Below are 26,945 nucleotides of genomic sequence, written 5' to 3'. Positions count from 1 at the left end.
AGGTGAAGCCATTTAGTCTGCTTCGTGGATAGCCTTTGCTTGCATCCCCAGCCGGATCAAGTCGGGCATATGCTGCTGGGCTGCTTCGCGAAACTCCTCCAGGATGGAAAGACGAGGGCTATTCTCCGCCATCAACTCTGCGATCACAGGCCCGCCATTGTCGAGCCTTGAACGTGCGAGAAACGCCATGATCTCCGGCTTTTGCGACCATGCGCCCCGATTCATCATGCTGATCATCTGCGCATAAGGGAATGTAGCCGGGGTATCGGTAAGTGGCCCCGGGCTCGCGATCAGATTCTTCTCGTTATCATCCTCGAAATGGGCTTCGATAAAGGCGGCCATGGCTGCGCTGAAAGTGACTACAGGCACGTGCAGCGGCTGCAGAACGATCTCGTCTTCGCGGAACAGCGGCCCGGAGCGCTGCCGCGCTTCGAACGGTACGGCAGAGGCGGTGCAATCGATGAACAGCGAACTCGCCGGCATGCTGACTTCACTGTCTGCAAACACCATCTTGCCTGGCTGCAGTGCGGATACGCGCCCCATTCGGATCACGTCCTTTACCTGACGCAGAATATCGATTTCGCCCTGGCTGATTGTGGCGTAGTGGAACATTTCCGGCTCTACGCTCTCGTCGATACGCAGGTAATAGCCTTGCTCACCCAGCTTGCGCAGCCATTCCGCACCGTCCTGTGCCTCGCCCGCGGTGCGAAGCAGAGCCAATTGCATGCTCATGACCTGCTCGAAGAACTGCTTGCCGGGTTGTGTGTAATCTCGGTTCCACAGCCAGCTTTCGCGCGGGCGGACCCAGCTGATGCTGTCCGGATCGACCCCAGCCTGGATCAGCCATACAACGTTATCCATTGCGGTCTTGCCCGCGCCCAGAACAACATATCGTTCAGGAAGCGTGTCTGGCTCCATCCAGAGAGCGGGCAGATCACCCGGGACGGCTAGATCGACGCCCGCGGCCACTTCGAAGTTCGGGGTGTGGGTAGAAGGAACGCTGGTTTGATAGAATGTCGCATCCACCAGCTTGCGGCGGATCGCGATTGTCGTCTCGCCGCCGTTCAGGATCGATCGGATGGTGGCGACGCCATTGTCATCACGGCCAAGATACTCACTCAAACGATGGTAGGCGACGCGCCCCGTCGGCAACAAACGCATGTTCATCAGTCGTTCGAAATAGGCGAGCACTTCCTGTCCGCTGGCAAGTGCGAAGAGCCCTTTGTTCGGGCCGTGAGTGTCAATCTGTTCGCTGGGGAATGCCATCGAGTTGACGCCATATGTTCCGCTGGGCTGATGCAAGGCAACGAAACCATAGGCATCATTCCAGTGCCCGCCGGGCTTGGCGTGCTTGTCAACAAAGGTGATATGGCAATCGGGATCTTCGTCGATCAGCGTATCAGCGAAGGCAAGGCCTACTGCGCCTGCACCAACGATAAGATAGTCTGTTTCGAGATCGGCCATTCGAGGCGCTCCTGTTTCTTCTGCGCTGCGACCGCCCTCTGCCTAGCTTAAACCCCTGTGGATTGCACTTGTGAATTTTCGTCCGCCATGGCCAGCATCGATCGCGCGTGCCGCTCGGCGACTTCGCCTTGGTCGTCGCCATACCCCCCACCCAGGGAGGAGGCGATCGGTAGACTGCGCTGGCGTGACTGACGGATCACGAAACGGTCGCGGGTCTCCAGACCGGCGTCGCTAAGCGCAAGCCGGCCGAGCCTGTCATTCGCGTGCGGATCGACCCCAGCCTGATACAGCACGAGGTCGGGCGCGAAATCTGCCAACAGGTTTGGCAGATGCTTCTCCAGCGTCTCCATATATCCATCGTCGTCCAAACCATCGGGCAAATCCACATCCAAACTTGAGCGGGCTTTCCGCACGGGGAAATTCTTTTCCGCATGCATGGAGAAAGTGAACACAGTCTCGCGGCCTGCGAGCAGGCTCGCGGTGCCATCACCCTGATGCACGTCAAGATCGACGATCAGGATGCGACTAGCATCGCCTTCTGCAATCAAACGGTTTGAAGTGACCGCCAGATCGTTGAAGACGCAGTAACCCGCGCCGGTATCATGCAGCGCATGATGGCTGCCCGCGGCGGAATTGGCGGCATAGCCGTGATCCATTGCTAGTTTAGCCGCTAGCCAGGTCCCACCATTGGTGTGACGCACGCGGCTTGAAATTTGCGGTGTAACTGGAAAACCAATCCGGCGTTCCTTCTCGCGAGGGACGGCGGCGCGAAGCACTTCGTCGACATAGTTGGGGCAATGCACTGCTTCCAGCCATTCGCGCGGCATCGGCTCAGGTGCATGTTCGGTCATGGCCGCTCCGCTTCGACGAAGCGCTTCTATCACGAGGTAGTATTTGTCGAACTTGAAAGTGCCGCGCTCTGGGCGCGGCGCCATATAGTCAGCGTGATGAACAACATGGAGCATATCAAGCGGCTATTGTGTGATCGAATACGATATTGACGCCCAATAAGATCAGCATCACGCCACCGGCAATCTCTGCATGGCGACCGCACCTGTCGCCGGCGCGCTGCCCGAATTCAATTGCGATGGCGGAGAGAACCGCAGTCACTACGGCAATTGTTGCGCAGGTTGCCAGCGGCGGGAGATCCAATGTCGGAAGAGTTATACCGGCCGCAAATGCATCAACACTCGTGGCAATCGGGGCAGCCCATAGGGCAAAGCCGGAAAGTCTGGCGGAGCCTTCACCGTTGCGCTCATCGGACAATATCAGATGCCTTTGCGGGTGTCGCCGTTTCGTCAACAACTGCTGGCAGCGAAGCAGGTTCGTTCACCTCTTCAATCTGCGTCTGATCCGCTGAGGATGTTGAAGCCTTTTTCATCTATTCCGCTGCCACCTTGTGCGGATCGAATGCTTCGGCCTCGCCTGCTTCGATTGCCGTAGCCTTGTCTTCGACCAGCTTCACGATGTGATCCAGCATATCGTCGCTTTCGATATGGTGATCCTTTACGCCTGAGAGATAGACCATATGCTTGCCCGATCCGCCACCGGTCAGGCCGATATCGGTCTCACGCGCTTCGCCCGGTCCATTGACCACACAGCCCAATACGGAAAGGCTCATCGGCGTTTTGATATGCTCTAGCCGCTTTTCGAGCCTCTCTACCGTGCGGATGACGTCAAAGCCCTGACGTGAACAGCTGGGGCATGACACCACGCGGACCCCACGGGTTCGCAGGCCGAGCGCCTTCAGCATTTCAAAGCCGACTTTGATTTCCTGCTCTGGCTCAGCAGAGAGCGACACGCGGATCGTGTCGCCAATGCCGGCCCAAAGCAGCGACCCGATGCCGATGCTCGATTTGACTGTGCCTCCGATCAGCCCGCCTGCCTCTGTGATGCCAAGGTGGAGCGGGCAATCGACCGTTTCGGCTAGGCCGTGATAGGCTGCGACCGCCAGAAATACATCGCTGGCTTTGACCGCGACCTTGTACTCATGAAAATCGTGATCCTGCAGCAGTTTGATATGATCAAGCGCGCTTTCGATCAGCGCTTCCGGGCAAGGTTCGCCGTATTTTTCCAGCAGGTCTTTCTCTAGCGAACCGGCATTCACGCCGATCCGGATCGCGCAGCCATTGGCCTTCGCCGCGCGGACGACTTCGGCAACTCGCTGCGATGATCCGATATTACCAGGATTGATGCGCAAGCAGGATGCGCCCGCGTCTGCCGCTTCCAATGCGCGTTTGTAGTGAAAGTGGATGTCAGCAACGATTGGAACACGCGCAGCTTTTGTGATCTTGCCGAATGCAGCGCTCGCTTCAACCGTTGGCACCGATACGCGGATAATATCTGCGCCAACCTCTTCGCAGCGCCGGATCTGGTCGATCGTTGCAACGGCGTCCTCAGTTGGCGTGTTCGTCATGGTTTGAACCGTGATTGGCGCATCGCCGCCCACCGGAACATTGCCCACCATGATCTGGCGGCTCTTGCGACGTTCAATGTCGCGCCAAGGTCTGACTGATGACATGCAAGGCCATATAGTCAGCCTATGATGAAGGGGCAATGACAAGCGGCGCAATCGGACACCCCTTACGGCAAAATTTGCATGTTGCTGGCGGGTAAAGATTCGTCCGAAGAGCAAATGCATGATGCGGCGATGCGGGCAGGCGCTTTGCTAGGGCGATGGCTCAACGAGGGGCTGATTGCCTTTATAGAGGCTTGACTTATCTCACCTGATCCCCCGACCATGCAGGCAACGAGAACAGGGGGACTAGGTGAAGATGTCCATCGGTGAACTGCGCAGTCCAAAGCCGAGCTTGCTCATGCGGCTGCTAACTTGGCTGGTTTCGAAGCGGCCAAGCGTATTTCCAAAAACCGCTGGCGAAGTCGCTCCGTTCCTTGATGGGCGCAAATTGCCACCTGACGCGCTGATTCCCGACAGCTTCAATTCCAGGTTCACTGTCGAGAATTGGACAGCGGCTGGCCATGATTGCGTTACGCTGCACCCAAAGTCGGGGAAGGGCGCAACTCACATTCTTTACTTTCATGGCGGCGGATTTGTGCTGCCGATGTTTGGTGTGCATTGGCCGCTGGTGGCGGACATGGTCGAGCGCACAGGTGCGAGTGTGACTGTGCCGCTATATCCCGTTGCCCCTGAAAGTTCGAAGCAAGTTCAAGACGAAGTTGCGGATGCAGCCTATTCTAAGCTGCTGGAGCAGTGGGAGGCACCCAACATCATCTTGTCGGGCGATAGCGCAGGCGGTCATATGGCGCTGGCTCTTGCTTTTAGGGCGATCCGCAATGGTGGTGCAAAGCCGGGCAAACTGGTGCTGTTCGCTCCATGGCTGGACGTCACGATGGCTGACGAGGCCATGCGCGAGGTTGAGCCACATGACGTGATGCTGAAGGTCGATGCGCTTAGAGAACTCGGTGCAATCTGGGCTGGCGATGAAGACCCAGCTGGTGCTAGCTGCAGCCCGCTTTATGCCAGCGATGCCGAGCTTTCCAAGCTTCCGCCGACACGGATCTATGTCGGACGGCACGATCTGTTTGTGATCGACAGCCGCACCTTTACGACCAAGCTATCCGCTGCTGGTGGTGACGTGCAGCTTTATGAATACGCCGGTGCGCCGCATGTCTTCATGGCAATCCTGCCGACACGCGAGTCCAAGGATTGCTTGAAGCTTGTTGGCGAATTCGTCTGCGCCTGATTTAGGCGGAAAAGCTTTCGCCGGTCATCTGTTCGCTGATTGACCACAGCTGATCGGCGATGTCTGGATCGATGGCGTAGCTGCGCACGCCGCCGGCAGACGACTCATCGTCATTTTCGGCCACATGGCAATCTTCGCAATATACGCCGCCTTTGCCCTCCAGTTCGGGAGAGATCGCCGCCCAGCAGGTTGTTGCTGCACCTTGTGGAATGGTCTTCCATTCAAACGCGCTGTCACTGGTGGTGACACGTGCCAATAGCGCTTCGATGTCCTGCTCCGTCAAATGCCGCCCAAGATTGGTCTGGATGCCGCCTGGGTGCACAGCATAGACATGAATGCCCTTGTCTGCGAAACGTTGCTCAAGTCCTACGCTGAACAGAATATTGGCGGTCTTGGCTTGACCATAGCTCGCCCATTTCTCGTATTCGCGGTGTTCGAAATTGGGGTCATCCAGATCAACCGGGGCAAAGTGATGCCCGCGGCTGGATAGATTGACGATGCGTTTGTTCTGCCCCTTCTCGATCAGCGGTATCAAATGCTTTGTCAGTGCGAAATGGCCCAGATGGTTGGTGCCAAACTGCATTTCGAACCCGTCGGATGTCTGCGCTTGGGGGCAAGCCATTACGCCCGCGTTATTGATCAGAATATCGATCTTGTCGAAGCGCTCGTTTGCCTCTGCGCCGCAGGCACGAATGCTTTCCAGCGATCCCAGATCGCCTACAATCGTTTCAACCCTTGCGCTTGGAACATCGGCTTCGATCGCGGCCTTGGCTTCGTCCAGCTTTGCCTGATCGCGCCCGGCGATCACCACATTTGCGCCCTTTGCAGCCATGGCGCGCGCAGTTTCCCGGCCCAGGCCTGAATTGCCGCCCGTGACGAGCACAGTCTTGCCGGACAGATCGTGCCCGCCAAGCACCTCATCCGCAGTCGATTGTGCACCAAATGCCATGATCACTCTCCCAAGCTAGATTTTCATCCAGCAACTTACCCCCCAAGCCGGCCATCGCCAAACGCAAAAGTCGGTTGCCATCTTCCATGCACTGACGAATAGTGCGAGCCATGAAAAAACTGCTTGCGCTGCTCGCCTTGGTTTCAGCAATCGTCGGAGGACCCGCTTTGGCACAGGACAGTCCAAAATGGTCGATTGCGATCCATGGTGGGGCAGGCACGATAAAGCCGGATAGCGTTCCCCCAGAAAAGGAAGCCGAATACGAGGCGGCATTGCAGGAAGCGTTGGATGCGGGCGCTGCAATCTTGGCCGAAGAGGGTAGCGCCATGGATGCCATTCAGGCGGCGATTGTGCTGATGGAAGACAATCCGTTGTTCAATGCGGGCAAGGGCGCGGTCTACACGTGGGAGGGCGAGAACGAGTTTGATGCGTCGATTATGGACGGGCGTGATCGCAGCGCGGGCGCGATAACTGGCGTGAAAACGATCAAGAATCCGATCATGTTGGCGGACAAGGTGCGCACGGATAGCCCGCACGTCTTCCTGATGGGTGAAGGCGCGGAGCAGTTTGCTGCGGAACGTGGTGTCGAAAGTGTCCATCCGAGCTGGTTTGAAACCGAGGCTCGCAAGCAATCGCTTGAGCGGATGAAGGCCCGCGAGCTATCGGCACTGGATGTCGATCTGAAATTCGGTACTGTGGGTGCGGTTGCACTGGATCAGGACGGCAATATGGCAGCTGGCACATCGACCGGCGGCATGACTGGCAAGCGCTGGGGCCGGATAGGAGACGCGGCAGTGATCGGGGCAGGGACCTATGCCGACAATCGCAGCTGCGCCGTCTCTGCCACCGGCTGGGGTGAATATTTTATCCGCGTTGGGGTGGCGCAGGAGATTTGCACGCGGCTGCGGATTGCCAATGAGCAGGAAGAGCGAGAGCTTCTGACTACGCTTCGCCGGTTCATTGGTCGCAAGCAGGTTGATACCGGTGCCGCGCGAGAACAACGCGCCAAGGCGACGGCTGATGACGTTATGGCTGAAGTCAAGGAGCTTGGCGGTGATGGCGGTATCATACTCGTCACACCAGAAGGCTATGCTCTTTACAGCTTCAACACGGCGGGCATGTATCGCGGCCGCGCCAACAGTGAGGGCGTGAACGAAGTGGCGATATTCGGCGGTGAGGTAAGCGACGTACCCCCCGCCACGCCCGATCACTAAGCGCTAGTTTTCGTCCAAGTCGCAGCCGCGCGCTTCCACTTTGGGCCGGATTTCGCGGTAAGCGGCCTGCGTTCGCACCAGAGGGATATAAGGGTGCAGGTGGTAGAAGATGTGATACTGCATGCACATCGACCCGATATTGCCTACCAAACTCTTCCAGCTGCGCGTGTTGCGGTATCTTTCTCACTCAGCGTCCGGATGATGCGGCGCCCACGACAAGAAAAAGCAGGTGGGTCATGGAATTTGGTGACACGCTGCGCAACGCTAGGCAACCGCCACTAGCTGCCTTTCCTAGTGCTTTTTTCGGTAGGGGCGTTCTATCCGCGGGCGCGGGCTTGGCGGTAGCTGCCAAGGATTGCCAATTCCTTGCAATGGAAAGCCAATTCTTCCAGCGCACGGTCGACCGCCGGATCACCCGGCGCACCTATAATGTCAGCGTAGAACATTGTTGCGGAAAAGCTCGTGCCCTTTTGATAGCTTTCCAGCTTGGTCATGTTGACGCCATTGGTCGCGAAGCCTCCAAGCGCTTTGTAAAGCGCGGCAGGGATGTTCTTCACTTCGAAAACGAAGGTTGTGATTGCATCCTGGTCGGCAAGCGTGACCGGGTCGACGGCTTCGCGCGCGCAAATGACGAAGCGTGTCATGTTATCGGCGGCATCTTCCACATTGTGCTCGGCAATCTCCAGACCATACAGTTCCGCTGCGATCGCTGGCGCGATGGCGCAAAGGTCGGGGTCTTGTTTCTCCGCGACGAATGCTGCGGCACCTGCCGTATCGGCATGGCTCAATGGTACGATCCCGCGCTCGCGCAGGAAATGGCGCGATTGGCCCAGTGCTTGTGGGTGGCTGTAAGCGGCGGTGTAGGGGCCCTTGGTGATTCCCATCAGCGCATGGTGGATCGGCATAAAATATTCGCCGACGATCTTCAGGCCGGACTCGGGCAGAAGAAAGTGAATGTCAGCCACGCGTCCATGCTGAGAATTCTCGATCGGAATGATTGCGCATGCGGCTTTGCCTGCCTTTACTGTTTCCAGCGCATCAGCAAAGCTGAAGCACGGCAGCGGCAAGTGATCCGGGCATGCCTCCATCGCGGCACGGTGAGAATTGGCGCCTGGAGAGCCCTGAAACGCGATGGCGCGTTCTGGCTCTGCTTGCGCGGCGGCTTGCATGGTCTCGACCATCGCCATGGCAGGGGCAGGAAAGCTTTGCATCGCGCTTGCGCCTATCGCGCTGGCTCGCGCGCCGCAAGCCTATTGCACACGCTGCAACAGATAGTGTTTTGATCGGTCTTGCTAAGCGGCGCGCGCGAGACTAATGCGGCCACCGTTTATTGCAGAGCAAATTTCAGGTTACATCGCATCATGGATGATCGTTTCAATACAATCGCTGGCTGGGTTCTCTTCGCAGGCATTATCGCGCTGGGCGCTTCAACTCTGAGCTACAAGTATTTCAAGGGCGAGCGCCCTGAGACACTGGGTTATGTGATTGAAGGCGTAGAGGTCGAAGGTGCAGGTGCAGCGGCTGAGATGACAATGGCTCAGGCGCTTAGTATGATGTCAACCGACGATCAGATTGCGGCTGGCGAACGCGTTTTTGCGAAATGTGCGGCTTGCCACACTGTTGAGCAGGGCGGCGCAAACGGCATCGGCCCAAATCTTTATGCGGTCATGGGCGCAGGGATCGGTAATCATGTACCAGGCTATGCGTATAGTGACGCGCTGGCCGGCGTTGGCGGTACGTGGAACTGGGAAACCATGGATGCGTGGCTGAAGAATCCGCGCGGTTTTGCCGATGGCACGAAGATGAGTTTTGCAGGGCTTCCCAAGATCGAAGATCGCGCGGCTGTTGCCATGTATATGAACTCGATGGGCTCGAATCTGCCAGTTCCTGAGTATGTGGAAGTGCTCGCTGAAGATGGTGGCGAAGGCGAAGATCCAGCCGGCGAAGTTGCTGCTGAGGAAACCGCTGAAGGCGAAGCCGTCGCAGCCGAGTAAAACTCTCTTTAAACTCAAAGAGATTTCTAGGGGCCGTGGCGAGTTAGTCGCTGCGGCCCTTGAACTTTTGCGCCACCACATACCATTCGGATGATCCTTTGCGGCTTGCTGGCGGTTTCGCATGCTTGACCGATTTGAAGTGCTTCTTCAACAGTTTGAGGAGGTCATCATCTGTACCGCCTGCCAGAACCTTTGCTACAAACGCCCCGCCTTCGGTCAGGTTCTCGACCGCGAACCATGCCGCCGCTTCAACCAAGCCCATCGTGCGTAGGTGATCGGTCTGTTTGTGACCGACTGTGTTCGCAGCCATATCTGACATCACCAGATCAGCTGGCCCTCCCAGCGCCTCTTCCAGCGCGGTGGGCGCGGCATCATCCATGAAATCCATCTGGAATATGGTCACGCCTTCGATCGGCTCAGTCTCAAGCAGATCGATGCCGACAACTGTTGCTTTGGGGGCAAGCTTGCGCACCACCTGGCTCCATCCACCGGGCGTGATGCCTAGGTCTACCACACGGGTTGAGCCTCGGATCAATCCGAACCTGTCATCCAGCTCGATCAGCTTGTATGCCGCGCGGCTGCGATAGCCGTCCGCCTTGGCTTGCCTGACGTAAGGGTCATTGAGTTGTCGCTCGAGCCAACGGGTCGAAGACGCGGTGCGTTTCTTCGCTTTGCGAACGCGTTTGATAGGATCTTTCCCGGAGCGGCTCATGCGTCATATCCCATGTTTGGATCGCGTGCGGGCCAACTGGGCTGATCTTCATGTATTGGGTGAGGGTGAGCCAGCTCGTTCGCCATCAGACTGCGCAAAATGCCCTCGCGAATTCCGCGGTCTGCCACGCCCAGCCGTGTTGCCGGCCAAATATCCAAGATCGTTTCGAGGATAGCGCAGCCAGCCACCACAAGCTCTGAGCGGTCCTTGCCGATGCAAGGCACTTGCGCACGATCTTCGGGTGATTTGCTGGCCAGCATCTGTGTGATGCCGCGCATGGATTGCGCTGGCACAATCAGGCCATCGACGGCGTTGCGGTCATACTGCGGTAGCTTGAGGTGCAGGCTGGCAAGCGTTGTCACAGTGCCACTTGTGCCGAGAAGTCGCAGGTCGCCTTGCTCTGCCGCAGGGCCGATCCGCTTGGCGAAATGAGAGAAACTTTCACGCACAACCCTGCGCATCTTTGCGTAGACAGCCGCACGTTGCTCCGCGTCGCCTTCAACTTTGCCGACTGTGTCAGTCAGCGAAACGACACCCCAGGGCACGCTGAGCCAATCGACCATTTGTAGCACACCGCTGCCGGGTTCGAGCAAAACCAATTCGGTCGAGCCGCCACCAATATCGAATATGATCGCCGGGCCTTGTCCTTGCTCGAGCAGAATCTGACAGCCTAGAACTGCCAAGCGAGCCTCTTCCTCTGCGCTTATGATATCCAGCGCGATGCCGGTTTCTTCGCGCACTCGCTCAATAAACGCTTCGCCGTTGGAGGCACGTCTGCAAGCTTCCGTTGCGACCGAGCGCGCCAGATAGACATTGCGGCGGCGCAGCTTGTCCGCGCATACGTATAACGCTGCGACGGTGCGATCCATCGCATCGTCACTCAGCTTGCCAGACATTGCCAGATTTTCGCCAAGGCGAACCACACGGCTGAAAGCGTCGATGACAGTGAACCCCTCACCAGAGGGTCTTGCGATCAGAAGCCGGCAATTATTCGTGCCCAGATCGATAGCAGCATAGGCTTGCCCGGGGCGCGGGCCGGACGAGACGAAGGGCCTTGGCGGACCTTTGTGCTGCTTGGGCGGGTTCTTGCCGCGCGGTTGCGTCTGGCTGCGCGATGCAGCGCCGGCACGCGCATTACCTTTGCGCAAAGCGCGGTCTTTTTTGGGCTTACCTGGGCGTTTGTAGCGAAAATCGGCTACTTTGCCGGACTTGCCGCCCTTGCGATGGCTTGCCCCATTTTGTTCGTCCGGCGGAGAGAAATCCGCCATAATCAATACTTTCTTTCCTCCCGCCGCGTTTCGCGCACGGGGACCTGCCCCTTAGCTAGCGATTGAGGTGGCGTCGGGCAAGCATTGAGCATGCAAACCGCGCTCTATTGGCCTTGACCTAAGGCAGGTGCGAAACTAGATGCGCGGGCGCTTCGCGGTGCATAACGTTTTTCTGCTGCCGCTGATGATGCCCCGTCGTCTAATGGTAAGACTACGGACTCTGACTCCGTCAATTGAGGTTCGAATCCTCACGGGGCATCCAATTTTCTTCATGTCAGCCTGATGCCGGATCCAGCAGGCCGGTCAGCCCAAGCGGGCTGAACGGGCCAATGATCAGCTGTTCGAAGATGCCGATGCCATTCTTCTCGGGCGTAATTGCTTGCACGATCACTTGTACATGCAGGTTCTCGGGCTGAAGCGGATCGATATTGGCCAGGTCGATATCTTCTCGCGCAACCTTGAGCATCCCGTGGTGCAGACCGTGGTTCCATTCCGGGTGAGTGTAGCCCAGCCCTTTCATCTGGAACCTGCCGATCGGCTCAAAGGTCAATTGTTCGGGTGCGCCTGGCACAGCCAATGAAAGCGTGCCTCCATTCGGCCAGCGCGTGCCAGCTTCCAAACGGGTGCGCATCGATCCGTCACCTTCGGCGATATCAGCGGCATCGGCCCGGTCAGGCGCCCATGCCGCGCGTGTGTTCCACGCTTCGCCATGTTCATCATTGTTGACGTGGAAAAACAGACTGCCGTCCGCAAAATTGATTGGTGTCCATTGCCAGAAGAATGCTGGCGTGGGTGCGCCCGGCATAGGCTGCATGTCGCGCGCGCCAACGGGCCTTACACCCCAGCTCCGGTCACGCGTGCCGCAAGTCCCTTCGGCCATTTCTTCGCGAACACCATCCAGCGATATCCACCCTTCGTAGTGTCCGTTTTGCGTCATTCGGGTGTAGTCCATGAAAGCGCGCGGTCCGATCCGGTGCGTAAAGCGCGGCTCCTCGATCGGGAAGGAGAGCCCGGTGAAGGTGAATTCTCCCGCAATGCCGTCGGTTTCCTCAATCGTGACTTTGAGCTGATGCAAGGGTTCGACCACTTCGATTGAAATCGGGCCGACTTTCATCGCCATCCGTTCCATGCCCAGCTCACAGCTCGCATGGAGGCAGTATTGTGTGCTACCCCGGATAAAGCTGAAATGCGCGTCCGCTACGTCGAGATGAGGGTAGACACCGAAAGCGAGCGCAAAGAATCCGCTCCCGTCAGAGGCATAACCGTTAAAGAAGTAACGATCGTAGAAATTACGGTCGGTGCCGGCATATGCGACAGGTTCCGGCGTTTGGTGGATGGGAAATTCATCGCCCTTGCTAAGTGCCATCGATCAATTCTCCTTCAACATTTTGAGACTACCATGCTCAAGCGCGAGCGCGCAGGCTCCGCGTACCATGGACAGGAAATTGGCGTCTCCGCGTTCCGTGCGCTCAACAAAGGCGGCGCTGAACACTGCTGTCGACACGCCGTGCAATGCGCCGATCACATAGTCGCGCCAAATGTCATCGTGCCTGAGCGGAACGCCGCGCGCGGTCATTTCAGAGCAGTACAGGTCGAGCAGTTCAGCTTCATATCTTTGTCGCAGTTTGTTCCCGATCCCGCAGCCCATGAAGTAGCCGATATCGGTCATGGGATGGCCAAGCGACAAAGTTTGCCAGTCGAGAATCGCAATCGGCTCCGCGCCGCTGCCAATACCGAACAGCATGTTATCGAGTCTGAAATCGCCATGCACCAGGCTGACTTTCGGGTGATTGCGCAACAGCCATGTATCGCTTGCCGCAAGATCTGAGCAGACCGCCATGAATTCCGGTTCAAGCGCATCGGCATAACGTTCGGCGAATACCGCCTGCGCTTGCGGATAGAGAGCGCGGATTTGCGAAGTTACGGCCTCTTGCGGTTGGAGCCAATCGAGAGACAGGATGGCGGCATTCTTCCACGAAGGGGCGTGCAAAGCGGCGGCTTGACGGATTGCATGACACGCTTGGTCGAAAGAGCAGCTATCGAGCTGATTGCCTCCTTTTTCAGGCTCTAGGTCTTCGAAAAGAAGCACAAAGCTGCTTCCATCATCATTGACTTCAGCAGCGTAGGTGGCGGGAACCCGCACATCGAGTTGCTGAGCCAGGTCGCGGTAAAACCGGACTTCCTTGGTGTAGAGGCCCATCATCGCGGCCGTGCCGCGGCTGGTTGGATTTGCGGCCGGAAACTTGCCGGCGACCGTCGCTGGGCCTGCGCCGGCCTGATCATAGTTCAAGCTAATCCTGGCGCTATCGCCGACCTGCCCTGTTCCGATCGGCTCCCAGCGAAAGCCGATGACATTGCCGCGTTGCAGCAACCCAGCTTTGTGCAAGCGATCAGTCAGCCATTCCGGCGTTATGTCGTCGGGATGTGACGGGAATGCCGCCATGTATCCTTCTCCCCTCTCAGCCAGCATATGCGGCATATTGCCCGGCTGCAATTGTGCATGGAACACAAAGTTCCTTGCTCCGTATTCCCGCCAAGCCTATTCGCATGGCAATGACAGATGGACAGAATGACCATGAGCTGGCGGGACGCAAATTCTATCCTGCCAATGAAGAAGCGCTGTTCACTGAGAACTGCCCTGACCAAACCCCGCAAACCGAGCATCCCGCTTACAAGCTGGCCTTTCGCGACACAGACTTCCTGCTGCGCGATGAATTGCGCCCTGTGCGATTTCAGCTGGAATTGCAAAAGCCGGAAATGCTGCTTGATGAAGCGCGTGTTGGCTCCACACTGGTGATGTATGGTTCAGCGCGTATTCCTTCGCCTGAAACTGCGCAGGCAAAGGTTGATGCCGCCGCCAACGGCACTGAGTATGAGCAATTGGTCGCGAAGCGCCTTGCCGAGAAGGCAATGTATTACGATCAGGCCTATAAGCTTGCACGATTGGCTTCGGAAAAAGCCATCATTGAAGACGGGTTGCGGCAATTCGTCGTATGTTCGGGTGGTGGCCCATCGATCATGGAGGCGGCCAATCGCGGCGCGAGCGATGCTGGCGCTGAATCGATCGGGCTCAATATCGTGCTACCGCATGAGCAAGCGCCGAACTCTTACGTGACGCCATACCTGTCGCTGAACTTCCATTATTTTGCTTTGCGCAAGATGCACTTCCTGCTTCGGGCGCGTGCCGTGGCGGTCTTCCCGGGCGGCTTTGGCACATTCGACGAATTCTTCGAACTGCTTACACTCATCCAGACCGGCAAGATGAAACCGATCCCGATCCTGCTGTTTGGCAAGGATTTCTGGCAGCGGGTTGTCAATTTCGAAGCGATTGCGGAAGAAGGTACGATCGCCAAAAAGGACCTCGAGCTCTTCAAATGGTGCGAGGACTATGAGGATGCGTGGAACCACATCGCAGAGTTTTACGAGCTTACCCGGTAGGGGTGCTCGCTAGCTTAAGCTTCTGACTGCTTGGTGGCCAATTGGTGGCCAAGCGGACCACTGCCGGATCCAAACCCGGGTGCAGCTTCTATCGCCCGGTAGACGAAATTGCGCGCAAGCGTGATCGCATGATCAAGCGGTTGGCCATGCCCCAGCAATGTCGCGATTGCTGCCGACAGTGTGCACCCTGTGCCATGAGTATGAGGCGTGTCGATACGTGTGTGGCTGTATTGCAGTGCTCTGCCATCAGGAGCCACAAGCAGATCGATGACCTGGTTTGCGCTCGAATGTCCGCCCTTTGCAAGAACATAGGTGTCATAGCTGCGCGCAAGCTCAGCCGCAGCGCTTTCCATCAGGCCGGTATCGCGCAATTCGCGTTCAGCCATATGCTCTAGCTCGGGCAGGTTCGGAGTGAGCAGAGTGGCGCGGGAGAAGAGCAGATCTTCAATCGCTGCCATAGCATCCGGCGCGATCAATGGTGAACCCGATGTCGCGATCATCACCGGGTCGAGCACGATCGGTGTGCCTTGGGGAAGCCTATCGAGCTCTTTGGCAACATGCTCGATGATATCGCGGTCATGAAGCATGCCGATCTTGACTGCGTCGACGCCGATATCCTCTACGCAGCTCGCGATCTGCTGGCCGACAAAGGCACCGCCCATAGGGGCAATAGCCTGAACACCAATGGTGTTTTGCGCAGTCGCGGCTGTAACAGCCGTCATCGCATAGCCGCCGAGCATGGTGATTGTCTTGATATCCGCCTGGATCCCTGCGCCGCCGGAGGAATCCGATCCAGCTATGCTGAGGATGCGAGGAGGGCTGGCCGTGCTCATCCGGCGAATTTCCGCTCGCTTGAAGGGGGGAATTTCTCTTGCAGTTTCTTGGTGCGGGTTGGCCGATCCATCAGCTCTCCGCCGCAATTTGGACAGACATCATCCAGGTGTTCCGCGCATTCTGCACAAAAGGTGCATTCAAAGCTGCAAATGAACGCGCCAGGCGCCTCTGCAAGCAAATCCGTACCGCAGTGTTCGCAATCAGGCCGCATTTCCAGCATCAGATTGCATTCCTCACAGCGTCACAGATACGGTCGACCACCGCTTCTACCTGCGCTGCGTCATCGCCCTCGGCCATCACCCGGATAACCGGCTCTGTTCCGGAAGGACGGATCACTACGCGTCCTTTGCCGGCGAGTTCCGCTTCGGCGTCTGCGATAACCGATTGGACGTTGGCATTGGCCAGTGGAGACGTGCCTTCGTACAGGACATTCTGGAGCAATTGCGGCACAGGATCGAAGAGATGAAACAGCTCGCTGGCAGGTTTGCCTGTCCGCACGAGACCGGCGAGAACCCGCAACGCAGCGATAGTTCCATCTCCGGTTGTTGCATGGTCGAGCAATATCATATGTCCCGACTGCTCGCCGCCTAGATTGAAGCCGCCTTCCTTCATACGCTCCAGAACATAGCGGTCACCGACTTTGGTGCGTTCCAGCGATAGACCTATGCCTTGCAAATAGCGCTCTAACCCGAGGTTCGACATCACAGTGGATACCACCCCACCACCACGCAGGTTGCCCTTCTCTTGCATCCGCGTCGCGATCAACGCCATCAACTGGTCGCCATCGACCGTTTGACCTTTTTCGTCGACAACGATCAATCTGTCTGCATCGCCGTCGAGCGCAATCCCGATATCAGCGCCTTCCGCGACGACCTTTGCCTTGAGCACGCCGACCGCTGTCGATCCTACTCCGTCATTGATGTTGAGCCCGTCGGGCTTCACACCTAGCGTGATGACATCAGCACCCAATTCCCAGATCGCGGTCGGTGCGACCTTGTAGGCCGCGCCATGCGCGCAATCGATTACGACTTTAAGGCCATCGAACCGGATATCCGCGGCAATCGACTGTTTAACCGCATGAATGTAGCGGCCGGCAGCATCATCGATACGGCGGGCACGACCGATTTCGGCTGGCGGAACCAGCTGCGGTTCACCCTCGAGCAGCGCTTCAATGGCGATTTCATCTTCATCCGACAATTTGAAGCCGTCGGGGCCGAACAGCTTAATGCCATTGTCTTCATAGCGGTTGTGGCTGGCAGAGATCATGACGCCCATATCCGCCCGCATTTCGCGAGTAAGAAGCGCGATCGCCGGCGTGGGCAAGGGGCCGGTCATAATGACATCGACGCCAACACTCGTGAATCCGGCGACCAGCGCGTTTTCCATCATATATCCGGACAGGCGAGTGTCTTTTCCGATGACGACGCGATGTCGGTGTTCTCCGCGGGCGAAGTGGGCGCCTGCGGCCTGTGCGACGCGCATGACCATCGCCGCGGTCATCGCCCCCTGGTTCGTTCGTCCCCTAATGCCGTCTGTGCCGAAGAACTTTCGTCCCATCTGTTGTGCATCTCCGCCTTGTTTGCCTGTTATCCGTGTAGCAATATTTGCCACTCGCCTTTGGCGTGGTTATCGCGCGAAGGGAAGAGCAGGGATGACATAATTTGACGGACGGCACGCAAACTCGCTTCGAATTGTCGACAATCAAACTGCCTGTGGCATGGACATTTGCTGGGCTGGTCGGCGGTCTACTTGCCGGCATGTTTCTTTCAGGGACCACGTTTATTGACAATGTTGTCGAATGGACGCGGCCGGTAGGCACGCTGTGGCTGCGCGCACTTCAAATGACGATTATTCCCTTGGTGGCTGCCTTGCTGGTGCTGGGGATTGTGCAGCTGGCTTCGGCTGCGAAGGCGAGTGCGGCGGCTCGACGAATGTTGCTGTTAGTATTTGGGGTGTTGGTTGCAGGCGGCGTAATAACGGCGGCCCTATTGCCGTGGCTTCTCACAATGGTCCCTGTTCCCGAATCCGCATCGGCATTCCTTGCCGAGACGCCCCAGGAAGCGCAGCAGGTACCTGAGCTATCGGATTTTCTAGCATCACTCGTTGCACCGAATATCGTTGCCGCCGCTGCGGAAACAGCGATGCTTCCTCTGACGATATTCTTTGCGCTGTTCGCGGTTGCGATCACCCAGTTGCCTGAGAAGCAGAGCGAGACGCTGCTTAATTTCTTTCATGCGCTTGCCAATGCGATGCTCCAGATAATTGGTTGGGTCTTGTGGCTGGCCCCTATTGGCGTGTTTGCCTTGGCTTTAGGCGTAGCGGCACGCGCTGGCGGAGGGGCATTCGCTGCACTGGGTCACTACATCCTTGTTGTAAGCGCAATGGGCGGCTTCGTGCTGATCGGCGCATACATTCTTGCGTGTGTGCTGGGCGGAGTTTCGCCATGGCGATTTGCGAACGCCGTACTTCCGGCACAGGCGGTAGCTGTTTCGACGCAAAGCTCGCTCGCCAGCCTGCCGGCCATGCTCGACAGCTCTGGCAGACTGGGTCTGCGCCAAAGCACTTCAGAGTTTGTATTGCCGCTGGCTGTTGCGATCTTCCGTGCCACGAGCCCTGCGATGAATCTGGCGGTTGCGATTTACGTCGCGCATCTTTCTGGGGTCGAGATTTCTCCAACGCTCTTGGCGGCGGGAATTGGAGTGGCGATCATTATCAGCATTGGCTCGGTCAGCCTGCCCGGATCGATCAGCTTTGTTGTTTCCATCGGACCAATCGCCATTGCGATGGGTGTGCCGGTGGAGCCACTGGCGTTGCTGGTTGCAGTTGAAATGCTGCCGGATATCATGCGTACACTAGGCAATGTGACGATGAATGTGGCGGTCACCAGCGCGGTCGATCGCATTCAGGAAGACTAGCCCGAAGCTCACTGCGACCGTTTGCATTCCTTGCAAGCCGAGTTGTGCAACCCATATCGGTTTCGTGCGTTATTCACTTGTAACCAAACAGAATTTTGAATGAAACGGAGCTATTATGGCATTCGCCCTTACCCCCCCTTCCATACGCTGATACCGCGCTTGAACCAGCTATCTCGGCGCATACGTTGAGCTTTCATCATGCCAAGCACCATCAAGCCTATGTCGACAAAATGAACGCCGCAATTGACGGCACCGAGCTTGATGGCAAGCCGATGTCCGATGTAATTGCCGCAGCACGTGGCAGCAATCAGGGCCTGTTCAACAATGCCGCGCAAAGTTGGACTCACGCTTTCTATTGGCATTCACTTAGCCCGGATGGCGGCGCACCATCAGGCGAACTGGCTGCGAAGATTGATGAAGCGTTCGGTTCGCTTGATGCTTTGAAGGAGCAACTCAAGTCACGCGGCGCAGGCCATTTCGCAAGCGGCTGGGTGTGGCTGGCTGAGAAAAATGGTGTTCTTTCGATCGAAGAAACGCACGATAGCGACACTTTGGCGGATAGCGCTTTCAACCCGCTGCTGACTATCGATGTATGGGAACACGCATATTATCTTGACCATCAGAACAAGCGTCCGGTCTATCTTGATGCGGTTGTTGAAGGAAAGCTTAACTGGGGCTTCGCTTCTGATAATTTCGCGCGGGGAACTGCGTGGGTCTATCCCAACTGATTAATTGAGCAGCTTCGCCGAGAGCTGGCTATGGCTAGCTTTCGGCGATCTCTTCACTTTTATTCGCGACGGACTTGAGTTCCTGCAGTATCGCGGGATGCGCACCTGCGTCGTCAAGCGAACGTTGCGGGATGGAGCCTTCTTCCATCATAGAAGTAAGCGCGACGCGTGCCCGCCCGACGCGGCTCTTGATCGTGCCAATCGCGCAGCCGCAGATGTTGGCTGCTTCCTCGTAGGAAAAGCCGCCTGCGCCTACCAGCAAAAGCGCTTCGCGCCGCTCAGGAGGCAGCGTTAACAACGCGCGGTGCAGGTCTGAAAGATGGATGGGTTCTTCCTGACTGGCAGGCGCTGTCAGGATTCTCTCTGCTACGCTCTCGTCATATTCGCCGCGGAAGCGGTTGCGGCGCATATCCGTAAGATACGCATTGCGCAGGATAACAAATGTCCATGCCCGCATGGATGTGCCAGGTTCAAAACGTTCTTGCGCGGCCCAGGCCTTCAGCAGAGCTTCTTGCACGAGGTCATCGGCCATGTCAGGCCGTCCGCATAGGCCACGTGCGAAGGCGCGAAGATGCGGTATCACCGCTTCCAACTCGCGCTTGAATTCCAGCTTCTGAGCAGCAGTGCGCTTAGTCTCAGCCATTAGCTGTTTCCATCTGAAGATGGGTTATCCAGTTTTGCGAGCAAATCTTTAAAGCTGTCCGGAAGCGGCTCTTCGACAACGGTGTCATAGAGATCCTTCAGGCCGTCCGCCCAATCAGGCTTAGGCACTGTTTTGTCGCCAGATTGTGGTTTGTCCGATCCCATGCCGAATTGGCGTCCTTCCGCAGATCCCCAAAGGTGTAGCGCGGCTAGCGTATCACCACCACTCAAGCTTGGGAACGATGCCTTAGCTCTTTTGTTCCCCGAGGAATAGGTTAGGACCATTGCCAGTGATGCACGATACGGCGGAGAATTTGCGAAACAAGCCGCGGGTGAACCGCGTTAGCCAATGGCTTGTGCGCTATCCTCGAGCCGTACCGCTTCTGATTTTCTTGATCGTTGCCGTGATTACAAGCGTGGCAGTAGTTGCGATCGAATCAAGCGAAGATCAGCGTGAGCGTGTGATCATGCGTGAGGTTGCGCAGACACTCGTTGCGGAGCTGGACCGCAGAAGCAGCACGACTGAAGCGTATCTTCGGGCGGGATCCGCTCTGTTTGCTGCGGCAGACGACGTGCGCTTGCCAATGTTCCGGACGTTTTCGAGCCAATTGCGGCTCGATTCCAACGCAAGAGGTTCTGAAGGGATTGGCTGGGCCGAAGTCATCACTGTAGGTCAGGTAGAGGCATTCGAAAATGCGATCAGTGCGGAAAAAGGGTTCGATTACAAAGTTATCCGCGAATCTGGCGCGAATGAAACAAGATTGGTACCGGTCACGTTTTTGAAACCCGATAGTGAGGAGACTCGGGCGCAGCTGGGTTATGATCTCTATTCTGATCCCGTCAGGCGTGCGGCGATGGACGAAGCGGCCCGAATGGTTCGGCCAACTGCGACCGCAAGAGTGGTGTTGAACCAATACGAAGAGACAACAAGAATTGGCTTTCTGTTGTTCATGCCCGTCTTTGATGGCCCGATCGAAGCGCGACGGTTGAAGGGTTTCATCTTTAGTCCGTTTGACGCGCAGTATTTCTTGGGCACGGCGATGGAACATTCGGTGCACCGCCAAATGGGTGCGCGCTTGTTCGACGGCCCACCGGAGAGCGCCAATCTGTTGGCGCAGAATGCTCCCGCTTTTTCGTCTGGAGTGACGATCGCCGAACAGGTTGAAGTTGGAAGCAGGCCCTTTGTGGTTGAGATTCAATCTGCGCGAGCAGGCAGCTTGTCTCCACTTTCCATGGCAACATTGCTGTTTGGTTTGGCATTGGCGAGCTTACTGCTTTTGCTCGCGCGTCTGGTTACGCGGCAAGTGATCGAAGACGAGGTGGCGCTGACATTCTTCGAGGAACAGAATTCAATCCGCAATTCTTTGACCCGTGAGCTTAATCATCGTGTCAAAAATACATTGGCCAGTATCATTTCAATCATTTCGCTCACTCGTCGGAGGACCACCAGCCTTAATGATTTCGCCGACAGCCTTGAGGGCCGCGTTCGCGCGCTTTCCGCAACGCATGATCTCTTGACGCAATCGGAATGGGGCACCACTCCGCTTCGTTCAGTCGTCAAGGCTGAGCTTGCCCCATATAGCGGCGGCGGCAATGAGGTTGTGATGGACGGCCCTGATATTGAGCTTGCTCCGAACGATGCGCTTTCCCTGGGACTGGCAATTCATGAGCTGGCCACTAATGCCGCAAAATACGGTGCGCTAAGTCAGCAAGGCGGCAGGGTTTCCATCAATTGGAGGAGCGAGGGAGAAGAACTGGTCGTTGTTGACTGGGTAGAACGAGGTGGACCGGAGGTGGCCGCTGAGCGTACGCCGGGGTTCGGTACGGATCTGATCCAGAAAATCGTAGCGCATGAGCTGCGCCAACCTGTCGCAATTCGCTTCGATCCTGAAGGCGTGAGCTGCACCCTGCGCGTACCGTTGCGGGTTCGCCGCGAATTTCAGATCAGAGAGAGGTTAGCGCGCCTTTCGGACTGACTAGCTGATTGGCTTGCTCGAGTTGAAGAATAACGCCTGACTCATTGTCGAGCGCACGGTCTGCTCGCGGAATGGCTTTGTCACCAGGTAGGTCGGCTCAGGCCTGTCTCCTGTAAGCAGCCTTTCTGGATAGGCGGTGATAAACACCACTGGCACATCGCCCAGTTCAAGAATGTCATCGACAGCATCGAGACCTGAAGATCCGTCGGCCAGCTGTATGTCGGCCAGAACCAGTCCCGGCTTGCCATTGGATACGGCTTCCTGTGCTTGGGTGCGTGTCGCCGCGGTGGCGAATACCTCGTGTCCCAAGGACTTCACCAAGTCCTCTAGCTGCATGGAAATCAAAGGTTCGTCTTCGATGATCAGCACACTGGTCGATGCTTCGCGGTCAATCTCTGTTATGGCTTCTTCGACCAGAGTGCTCACCTCTTCTCCCGAAACACCGAGAATTTCGCCGACTTGATGCGGCTGAAACTCTTCCAGTGTTGTCAGCAGCAGTGCCTGTCGGTTGAGCGGCGTAATCGAACTGAGCCGCGCCTGCGCGTTGCCCTCATGCAGTCCAGAAGCTCTGTTCGTGTCGCTTGTTCCGGAGGTCGCGCTCCGCCAAAGGGTGGTGAAAGCCCGGTACAAGGGTACACGGCCTTCAGCCATGCTGGCCTTTAACGCTTCGTCAGCTAGGGCAGCCTCCAAGGTTGCGCGAACGAACTTGTCGCCGCTTTCCTGGGATCCGGTCAGCGCGCGAGCATAGCGTCTCAGGTAGGGCAAATTGGTGGCGATTTGAGCGCTAATCGACATGTTGAAACTTCCCTTTGGAAATCAATTTCTAAGCGGTCAACTCCGCGCAGAATGCAGCGCGATAGCAGAGCAGTGATTTTTGTCCATTATGGCGCTCAATGGCGTTTCTTCGGACGCGATTTGAGCTCATGGAAAAAATTTTGAAATTTTTCGTGTCTGGGGGGAACCGCATCCGAGATTGGTCATTTCTACGTTGTCACCGCCGAGACCCCCCTCCCGTCCAAACGGCTGGTGATACGTTCCAAGGGCCTCCGTCATCCCAGACGGAGGCCTTTTTTCATATCAGGTCTTTGCCGAAGACGATGTACTCACGGTTGATCTTGCTATTGATCGCATCTGCAATGGCTACCATCCCTTTGTTGTCATCCAGAATCCAGCCAACTTCTCCGCGCTTCGATTCATACAATTCATCCGCTGTTCTGCGGATCTGATCGATCATCATAAAGGCCAGCTGGCTTGCCATGCGTGAATTGTGGAGCTCCTTCTTCACGCCCATCAAGGGAACGCGCATTCCGGAGCCTTTGGGGAAATGCAACCAGCGAAGCATATGGAACCAGCCAAACGGGAATAGCTTGCCGTTGATCTTGGCGAGCACCTGATTGATGTCTGGAAATGTCAGCAAGAATGCAACCGGTTCGCCATCCAGCTCTGCGATCATGTTGAGCGGTTCAAAGATGATCGGGCGCAGCTTCTTGCCTGCGTAAGCAATCTCATCGGCTGTGAACGGGACAAATCCCCAATTGCCGGACCATGCGTCGTTCAGGATCGACAGGATGATTGCCGCTTCTGAATCCCAGCGCTTCTTCACCACCTGACGGACAGTGATGCGGCTATTGCGCTCGCCCGATTTCACTATGCGCTGGATCAATGGCGGAAACTCGCGGTCAACCGGAAGGTCATAGGTCAGCAAGGTCTTTGCTGTCGTGAAACCGTAGCTTTCAATCCAGCCACGATAATGGGCCGGATGATGCCCCATCATGATCATGGGTGGATGATCCTGCCCGCGAACCAGCAAGCCTGGTTCTTCCCATATCGACATGGAGATTGGACCAAGAACCCTCGTCATTTCTTCGCTAAGAAGCCATTTTTCAGCTTCAGCGAGAAGCGCATGAGCCACCGCCTCGCTGTCTGCGTCAAAGTAGCCGAACATGCCCGTGCCCGGACCAAAGCCTTGTTCCTTGGGAACTTGAAGCGCCAGTTCATCGATATGAGCGGAGATACGCCCAACAGGTTTTCCATTCACTTTGGCGATGAAGAGCTGTGCCCGAGCGTGGCCGAAAAAGGGGTTCTTGCCTCGGGTAATCAGTTCGATTTGCTCGCCACGCAATTGCGGAACAGAATTGGGAACACGTGCGGAGAAGGCATTGCCTACATCAACAAAGGCAGCGCGGCCTTTCTTGTCCCGCACATGCTCGATCACTATATCGCTGTGTGTCACGCCCTTGCCCCGTATTGATTGGCTTTCGGCAATGTGTGGTCAGAGAACGCCGCTTAAGCAAGTCATTCGATCACTCTTGCCAACACATCCAGTTTGTCCTCAGGCCCAGTTATAGGGTAAAGGCCAATCGAAATGAGATTTTGATGGAAAAAGCCCTCAACCCTTCCACCGCCCCGCGAGCTGAAAGAGCTAGGGCGACGCGCGCGCAATTCATCGAAAGCGATGACAAGGATATGCTGCGCGCTGCACGCAACCTCACAAAGGATTTAGGCGAAGCGAAACCGGGCATCTATTGGCCCGACATGACCCTGTCGGCCGGCATCGGATACGGAACCTTGGCGGCTGCGATCCTCGCCGATTCAGTTGCCACCGCGATTGCATTCGGTATTATCTCGGCGCTCGCGCTTTATCGCGCGCTGATGTTTATCCATGAGTTGACGCACATTCACCGCGATGCATTGCCGGGTTTCCGTGTTGCATGGAACCTGATGGTTGGCATCCCCATGCTGGTGCCAAGCTTCATGTACGAAGGTGTGCACACACTTCATCACAAGCGTACGCAATATGGCACGGTCGAGGATCCGGAGTATCTCCCACTAGCCTTGATGAAGCCTTGGAGCTTGCCTGCTTTCGTTCTGGTTGCATTGTTGGCGCCTATTGGCTTGCTATTGCGCTTTGCGGCCTTACTTCCGCTCGGCGTTGTCATCCGGCCGTTGCGAAAGATGGTGTGGGAGCAGGCTTCGGCGCTGATGATCAACCCTGAGTTTCGCCGCAAGCCAGCCGAAGGCAATTTGGCGAAGCGCGTGCGCTGGCAAGAGATAGGCGGATTTGTGTGGGCATGGACGTTGATCGGCAGCATTTCTGTGCTCGGCTGGCAACCATTGCTGATTGCACTTTGTGTTGCGTCGCTGACCGCGGTCATAAACCAGCTGAGAACTCTGGTGGCGCATCTTTGGGAAAATGATGGCGAACCGATGACAGTCACTGCGCAGTTTCTTGACAGCGTAAACGTTCCGCCACCTGGCCTGGCAGCAGAGATTTGGGCACCTGTCGGCCTTCGCTACCACGCTTTGCATCATCTTATGCCCTCTATGCCGTATCACGACCTGCCCGAGGCGCACCGCCGTTTGCGCAAGGAACTGGGCGATAATTCGACCTATGACGGGGCGAACCATAGCGGGATGATCGAGCTAGTCGGCCGTATCGCGCGAAGCACAATGGGCGTCGGCCGCGCTCCCTAATCGCCGGTTAGCCAAGGAAATGGATCATGGCGCAGCGGCGATCAGCGGGCAGACCGTTGTCGACCTCCAGCGCAAGCTCGCTTGCTAGCCTCGGGTGCGCATCAAGCGCAGTGACTTCTTCGAACCCTAGCCGCGCATAGAATGGCCCGTTCCAGGGTACATCGCGAAACGTGGTCAGGGTAACCGCTTTGAACCCTGCATTGTGTGCATCGATCTGGCACGCACGGATCAGGCCTGCGCCAATCCCGCCCCCCTGATAATCCGGATGCACATCCATTTCCCAGATGTGCAGCTCTCGGCTGAAGGGTTGATTAACGAGGAAACCCGCCATTTCTTCGCCGACATGCGCGACCAGGCAGTGTCCCTTGCGGATCAGTGGTCGCAGTTCGTCTGGTTCCCAAACATCGTCAAAATCAACATTGATTAAGTCGCGAACTCCACGAAACTTTTCTGCCGCAGCACGCTCAATCGCTGGCATAGACTCCGCATCGTCTGGCCGTGCCAAACGCAACGTCCAATCGCGGCCGGTCATTCTTCGGTTCTGATGAGGACAGTCTCACCTACCAGCAAGAATAGGAAGAATGGCGCCCAGGCGGCAAGGAATGGCGGATATCCGCCAAAGCTGCCCATCGCGAGTGCCGCATTGTCGATCACGAAATAGGCGAAGCCGAGCGCCATTCCGATAATGGCGCGCACAAACAGTTGGCCTGAACGAGCCAAGCCAAAGGCTGCGACCGCTCCCAGTAAAGGCATCAGGAATGCAGACAATGGGCCGGACAGCTTGTGCCACCATTTTGCGCGCAGCTCGGCAGTGCGACGTCCGACCGCTTCATATGCTTCGATTGACCCAGAAAGCTCCCAGAATGGCTTTGTGTCGGGATCAACAATGTCGAGCTCGATATCATCCGGGGTAAGGCTTTGGCCCACTGTCATGTCAGAGGGCTCGCTTGATTGGGCTGTGCCGACATCGAACTGTACCGCTTGTTCGAGTTTCCAACCGGGTGCCGCGTAGGTTGCGATGGGCGCTCGAACCTGTGTCAGGATCATGCCCGTTTCGCTGCGCTCGTACCAAGTTACATCACGCATGCGAATGGTGTCGCGAGAGCCCGTGAGGCTGGCTGCGGATAGCACGCTGTCGCCATCGGTAAGGTAGACGTTCGCACGAACACCGGAATCTTCGGGGATCGCACCATATTCGGCGGCATCCCAAGTTTTGAGCGTAGCTGTCGAGCGGGTCACAACGCGCTCGTTGAATACGAAGCTGACTACAGAGACGAGTGCAGCGGTGAGCAGAAGCGGTGCAAGCACTTGATGCGCGGAAAGCCCTGCTGCTTTCATCGAAATCACTTCGCTGTTTTGGTTCAAAGTCACCAGAGTGATCAGCGTCGCCAGCAAGACTGAATAAGGCAGGAATCGCGAAACAAGCTGCGGTATCCGCAAACTGGCATAGGTGAGCAGTTGAGCCTGGCCGTTGCCTTCGACCGCAAGGATGTCTCCGCTGGTCGAGAGGAGATCAAGCATCATCAAAACAAGCACAAGCATCACCAGCACAGCGATGATGCGTACGATGAACATCTTTGCGAGGTAGATCGTTAGTGTCCGGGAAGGGAAAAAATCGAGTTGCATCGTGGCT

At 56.8% G+C, this 26,945-nt stretch carries 27 protein-coding genes and 1 tRNA gene; 9 read left to right on the top strand and 19 right to left on the bottom strand.

Annotated features, from left to right (window positions below; genetic code table 11):
* Nucleotides 1-12: 12 nt before the first annotated feature.
* The 4 genes from QZ487_RS00340 to ispG form a co-directional block, all read right to left on the bottom strand.
* Nucleotides 13-1,464, bottom strand: a complete 1,452-nt coding sequence (locus QZ487_RS00340; RefSeq protein WP_296022848.1) for an NAD(P)-binding protein — start codon at nucleotides 1,462-1,464, stop codon at nucleotides 13-15.
* A 47-nt stretch (nucleotides 1,465-1,511) separates the two neighbouring features.
* Nucleotides 1,512-2,399: a histone deacetylase gene (locus QZ487_RS00335; protein WP_285975820.1), complete on the bottom strand. Its 888-nt coding sequence runs from the start codon at nucleotides 2,397-2,399 to the stop codon at nucleotides 1,512-1,514.
* 31 nt (nucleotides 2,400-2,430) lie between these two features.
* A complete protein-coding gene (locus QZ487_RS00330; protein WP_296022846.1) occupies nucleotides 2,431-2,730 on the bottom strand; it encodes a manganese efflux pump in 300 nt (99 codons plus the stop codon).
* Between the two features lie 115 nt (nucleotides 2,731-2,845).
* Complete coding sequence (ispG, locus tag QZ487_RS00325) at nucleotides 2,846-3,985, bottom strand: flavodoxin-dependent (E)-4-hydroxy-3-methylbut-2-enyl-diphosphate synthase (RefSeq protein WP_285975818.1); 1,140 nt, start codon at nucleotides 3,983-3,985, stop codon at nucleotides 2,846-2,848.
* Nucleotides 3,986-4,238: 253 nt separating this feature from the next.
* On the opposite strand from ispG, the gene QZ487_RS00320 reads away from it, so the two are divergent.
* The gene (locus QZ487_RS00320; RefSeq protein WP_296024083.1) at nucleotides 4,239-5,168 is read left to right on the top strand and encodes an alpha/beta hydrolase; all 930 of its coding nucleotides are present in this window, start codon (nucleotides 4,239-4,241) and stop codon (nucleotides 5,166-5,168) included.
* Nucleotide 5,169: 1 nt separating this feature from the next.
* Here QZ487_RS00320 and QZ487_RS00315 read toward each other — a convergent pair whose 3' ends face one another.
* On the bottom strand, nucleotides 5,170-6,117 hold the full coding sequence (locus QZ487_RS00315; protein ID WP_285975817.1) for an SDR family NAD(P)-dependent oxidoreductase: 948 nt from the start codon (nucleotides 6,115-6,117) through the stop codon (nucleotides 5,170-5,172).
* A 110-nt stretch (nucleotides 6,118-6,227) separates the two neighbouring features.
* Between QZ487_RS00315 and QZ487_RS00310 the strand changes: the two genes are divergently transcribed.
* Nucleotides 6,228-7,331: an isoaspartyl peptidase/L-asparaginase family protein gene (locus tag QZ487_RS00310; RefSeq protein ID WP_296022844.1), complete on the top strand. Its 1,104-nt coding sequence runs from the start codon at nucleotides 6,228-6,230 to the stop codon at nucleotides 7,329-7,331.
* A gap of 317 nt (nucleotides 7,332-7,648) precedes the next feature.
* On the opposite strand, the gene QZ487_RS00305 is transcribed toward QZ487_RS00310, so the two are convergent.
* Nucleotides 7,649-8,542: a prephenate dehydratase gene (locus tag QZ487_RS00305; protein ID WP_285975815.1), complete on the bottom strand. Its 894-nt coding sequence runs from the start codon at nucleotides 8,540-8,542 to the stop codon at nucleotides 7,649-7,651.
* A gap of 150 nt (nucleotides 8,543-8,692) precedes the next feature.
* Between QZ487_RS00305 and QZ487_RS00300 the strand changes: the two genes are divergently transcribed.
* Nucleotides 8,693-9,325, top strand: a complete 633-nt coding sequence (locus QZ487_RS00300; protein ID WP_285975814.1) for a c-type cytochrome — start codon at nucleotides 8,693-8,695, stop codon at nucleotides 9,323-9,325.
* Nucleotides 9,326-9,368: 43 nt separating this feature from the next.
* Here the strand turns inward: QZ487_RS00300 and QZ487_RS00295 are convergent, their stop codons facing one another.
* Together QZ487_RS00295 and QZ487_RS00290 are read right to left on the bottom strand one after the other, a co-directional pair.
* Complete coding sequence (locus QZ487_RS00295; RefSeq protein ID WP_285975813.1) at nucleotides 9,369-10,037, bottom strand: RlmE family RNA methyltransferase; 669 nt, start codon at nucleotides 10,035-10,037, stop codon at nucleotides 9,369-9,371.
* Nucleotides 10,034-11,305 (bottom strand): Ppx/GppA phosphatase family protein, encoded by a 1,272-nt coding sequence (locus tag QZ487_RS00290; protein ID WP_296022842.1) that lies wholly within the window; start codon nucleotides 11,303-11,305, stop codon nucleotides 10,034-10,036. Before QZ487_RS00290 ends, QZ487_RS00295 begins: the two co-directional genes overlap by 4 nt.
* A 188-nt stretch (nucleotides 11,306-11,493) precedes the next feature.
* On the opposite strand from QZ487_RS00290, the gene QZ487_RS00285 reads away from it, so the two are divergent.
* Nucleotides 11,494-11,567: transfer RNA gene (locus tag QZ487_RS00285), tRNA-Gln, on the top strand.
* A gap of 12 nt (nucleotides 11,568-11,579) precedes the next feature.
* On the opposite strand, the gene QZ487_RS00280 is transcribed toward QZ487_RS00285, so the two are convergent.
* Both QZ487_RS00280 and QZ487_RS00275 read right to left on the bottom strand, forming a co-directional pair.
* Entirely contained in the window at nucleotides 11,580-12,671 is a 1,092-nt protein-coding gene (locus tag QZ487_RS00280; RefSeq protein WP_296022841.1) for a hypothetical protein, read from the bottom strand.
* A 3-nt stretch (nucleotides 12,672-12,674) separates the two neighbouring features.
* Nucleotides 12,675-13,814, bottom strand: coding sequence for a phosphotransferase (locus QZ487_RS00275; protein WP_296022840.1), 1,140 nt, complete (start codon nucleotides 13,812-13,814; stop codon nucleotides 12,675-12,677).
* Between the two features lie 44 nt (nucleotides 13,815-13,858).
* Here QZ487_RS00275 and QZ487_RS00270 point away from each other — a divergent pair, with 44 nt between their 5' ends.
* Entirely contained in the window at nucleotides 13,859-14,743 is an 885-nt protein-coding gene (locus tag QZ487_RS00270; protein WP_296024082.1) for an LOG family protein, read from the top strand.
* A gap of 14 nt (nucleotides 14,744-14,757) precedes the next feature.
* Here the strand turns inward: QZ487_RS00270 and thiD are convergent, their stop codons facing one another.
* Genes thiD through glmM form a run of 3 tightly spaced genes read right to left on the bottom strand, consistent with a single transcriptional unit; the run spans nucleotide 14,758 to nucleotide 17,134 of the window.
* Complete coding sequence (gene thiD / locus QZ487_RS00265; protein ID WP_296022838.1) at nucleotides 14,758-15,576, bottom strand: bifunctional hydroxymethylpyrimidine kinase/phosphomethylpyrimidine kinase; 819 nt, start codon at nucleotides 15,574-15,576, stop codon at nucleotides 14,758-14,760.
* Nucleotides 15,573-15,797, bottom strand: a complete 225-nt coding sequence (locus tag QZ487_RS00260) for a DUF1272 domain-containing protein (protein WP_285975808.1) — start codon at nucleotides 15,795-15,797, stop codon at nucleotides 15,573-15,575. Before QZ487_RS00260 ends, thiD begins: the two co-directional genes overlap by 4 nt.
* The gene (glmM, locus tag QZ487_RS00255) at nucleotides 15,797-17,134 is read right to left on the bottom strand and encodes a phosphoglucosamine mutase (protein WP_296024081.1); all 1,338 of its coding nucleotides are present in this window, start codon (nucleotides 17,132-17,134) and stop codon (nucleotides 15,797-15,799) included. Before glmM ends, QZ487_RS00260 begins: the two co-directional genes overlap by 1 nt.
* Before the next feature lie 134 nt (nucleotides 17,135-17,268).
* Here glmM and QZ487_RS00250 point away from each other — a divergent pair, with 134 nt between their 5' ends.
* A complete protein-coding gene (locus QZ487_RS00250) occupies nucleotides 17,269-18,492 on the top strand; it encodes a cation:dicarboxylase symporter family transporter (RefSeq protein ID WP_296022837.1) in 1,224 nt (407 codons plus the stop codon).
* Nucleotides 18,493-18,587: 95 nt separating this feature from the next.
* Nucleotides 18,588-19,220, top strand: coding sequence for a superoxide dismutase (locus QZ487_RS00245; RefSeq protein WP_296022835.1), 633 nt, complete (start codon nucleotides 18,588-18,590; stop codon nucleotides 19,218-19,220).
* A gap of 34 nt (nucleotides 19,221-19,254) precedes the next feature.
* Here QZ487_RS00245 and QZ487_RS00240 read toward each other — a convergent pair whose 3' ends face one another.
* Nucleotides 19,255-19,863, bottom strand: coding sequence for a sigma-70 family RNA polymerase sigma factor (locus QZ487_RS00240; RefSeq protein WP_296022834.1), 609 nt, complete (start codon nucleotides 19,861-19,863; stop codon nucleotides 19,255-19,257).
* Nucleotides 19,863-20,027, bottom strand: a complete 165-nt coding sequence (locus QZ487_RS00235; protein ID WP_296022832.1) for a NepR family anti-sigma factor — start codon at nucleotides 20,025-20,027, stop codon at nucleotides 19,863-19,865. The genes QZ487_RS00240 and QZ487_RS00235 overlap by 1 nt, the downstream gene beginning before the upstream one ends.
* 128 nt (nucleotides 20,028-20,155) lie before the next feature.
* Here QZ487_RS00235 and QZ487_RS00230 point away from each other — a divergent pair, with 128 nt between their 5' ends.
* Entirely contained in the window at nucleotides 20,156-21,838 is a 1,683-nt protein-coding gene (locus QZ487_RS00230; RefSeq protein WP_296024079.1) for a CHASE domain-containing protein, read from the top strand.
* On the opposite strand, the gene QZ487_RS00225 is transcribed toward QZ487_RS00230, so the two are convergent.
* Complete coding sequence (locus QZ487_RS00225; protein ID WP_296022831.1) at nucleotides 21,839-22,633, bottom strand: response regulator; 795 nt, start codon at nucleotides 22,631-22,633, stop codon at nucleotides 21,839-21,841.
* Between the two features lie 277 nt (nucleotides 22,634-22,910).
* Complete coding sequence (locus tag QZ487_RS00220; RefSeq protein ID WP_296022830.1) at nucleotides 22,911-24,071, bottom strand: N-acetyltransferase; 1,161 nt, start codon at nucleotides 24,069-24,071, stop codon at nucleotides 22,911-22,913.
* A 143-nt stretch (nucleotides 24,072-24,214) separates the two neighbouring features.
* Here QZ487_RS00220 and QZ487_RS00215 point away from each other — a divergent pair, with 143 nt between their 5' ends.
* Nucleotides 24,215-25,312: a fatty acid desaturase gene (locus tag QZ487_RS00215; protein ID WP_296022828.1), complete on the top strand. Its 1,098-nt coding sequence runs from the start codon at nucleotides 24,215-24,217 to the stop codon at nucleotides 25,310-25,312.
* A gap of 7 nt (nucleotides 25,313-25,319) precedes the next feature.
* On the opposite strand, the gene QZ487_RS00210 is transcribed toward QZ487_RS00215, so the two are convergent.
* A complete protein-coding gene (locus tag QZ487_RS00210) occupies nucleotides 25,320-25,844 on the bottom strand; it encodes a GNAT family N-acetyltransferase (protein WP_296022827.1) in 525 nt (174 codons plus the stop codon).
* Entirely contained in the window at nucleotides 25,841-26,938 is a 1,098-nt protein-coding gene (gene lptG, locus QZ487_RS00205) for an LPS export ABC transporter permease LptG (protein ID WP_296022825.1), read from the bottom strand. Before lptG ends, QZ487_RS00210 begins: the two co-directional genes overlap by 4 nt.
* Nucleotides 26,939-26,945: the final 7 nt, after the last annotated feature.

Origin of the sequence: uncultured Altererythrobacter sp. (genome assembly GCF_913057185.1) — a bacterium.
GTDB lineage: Bacteria > Pseudomonadota > Alphaproteobacteria > Sphingomonadales > Sphingomonadaceae > Erythrobacter > Erythrobacter rubellus.
Note: the sequence above shows the minus strand (reverse complement) of the source record. Positions and strands in the feature narration are given on the sequence as shown.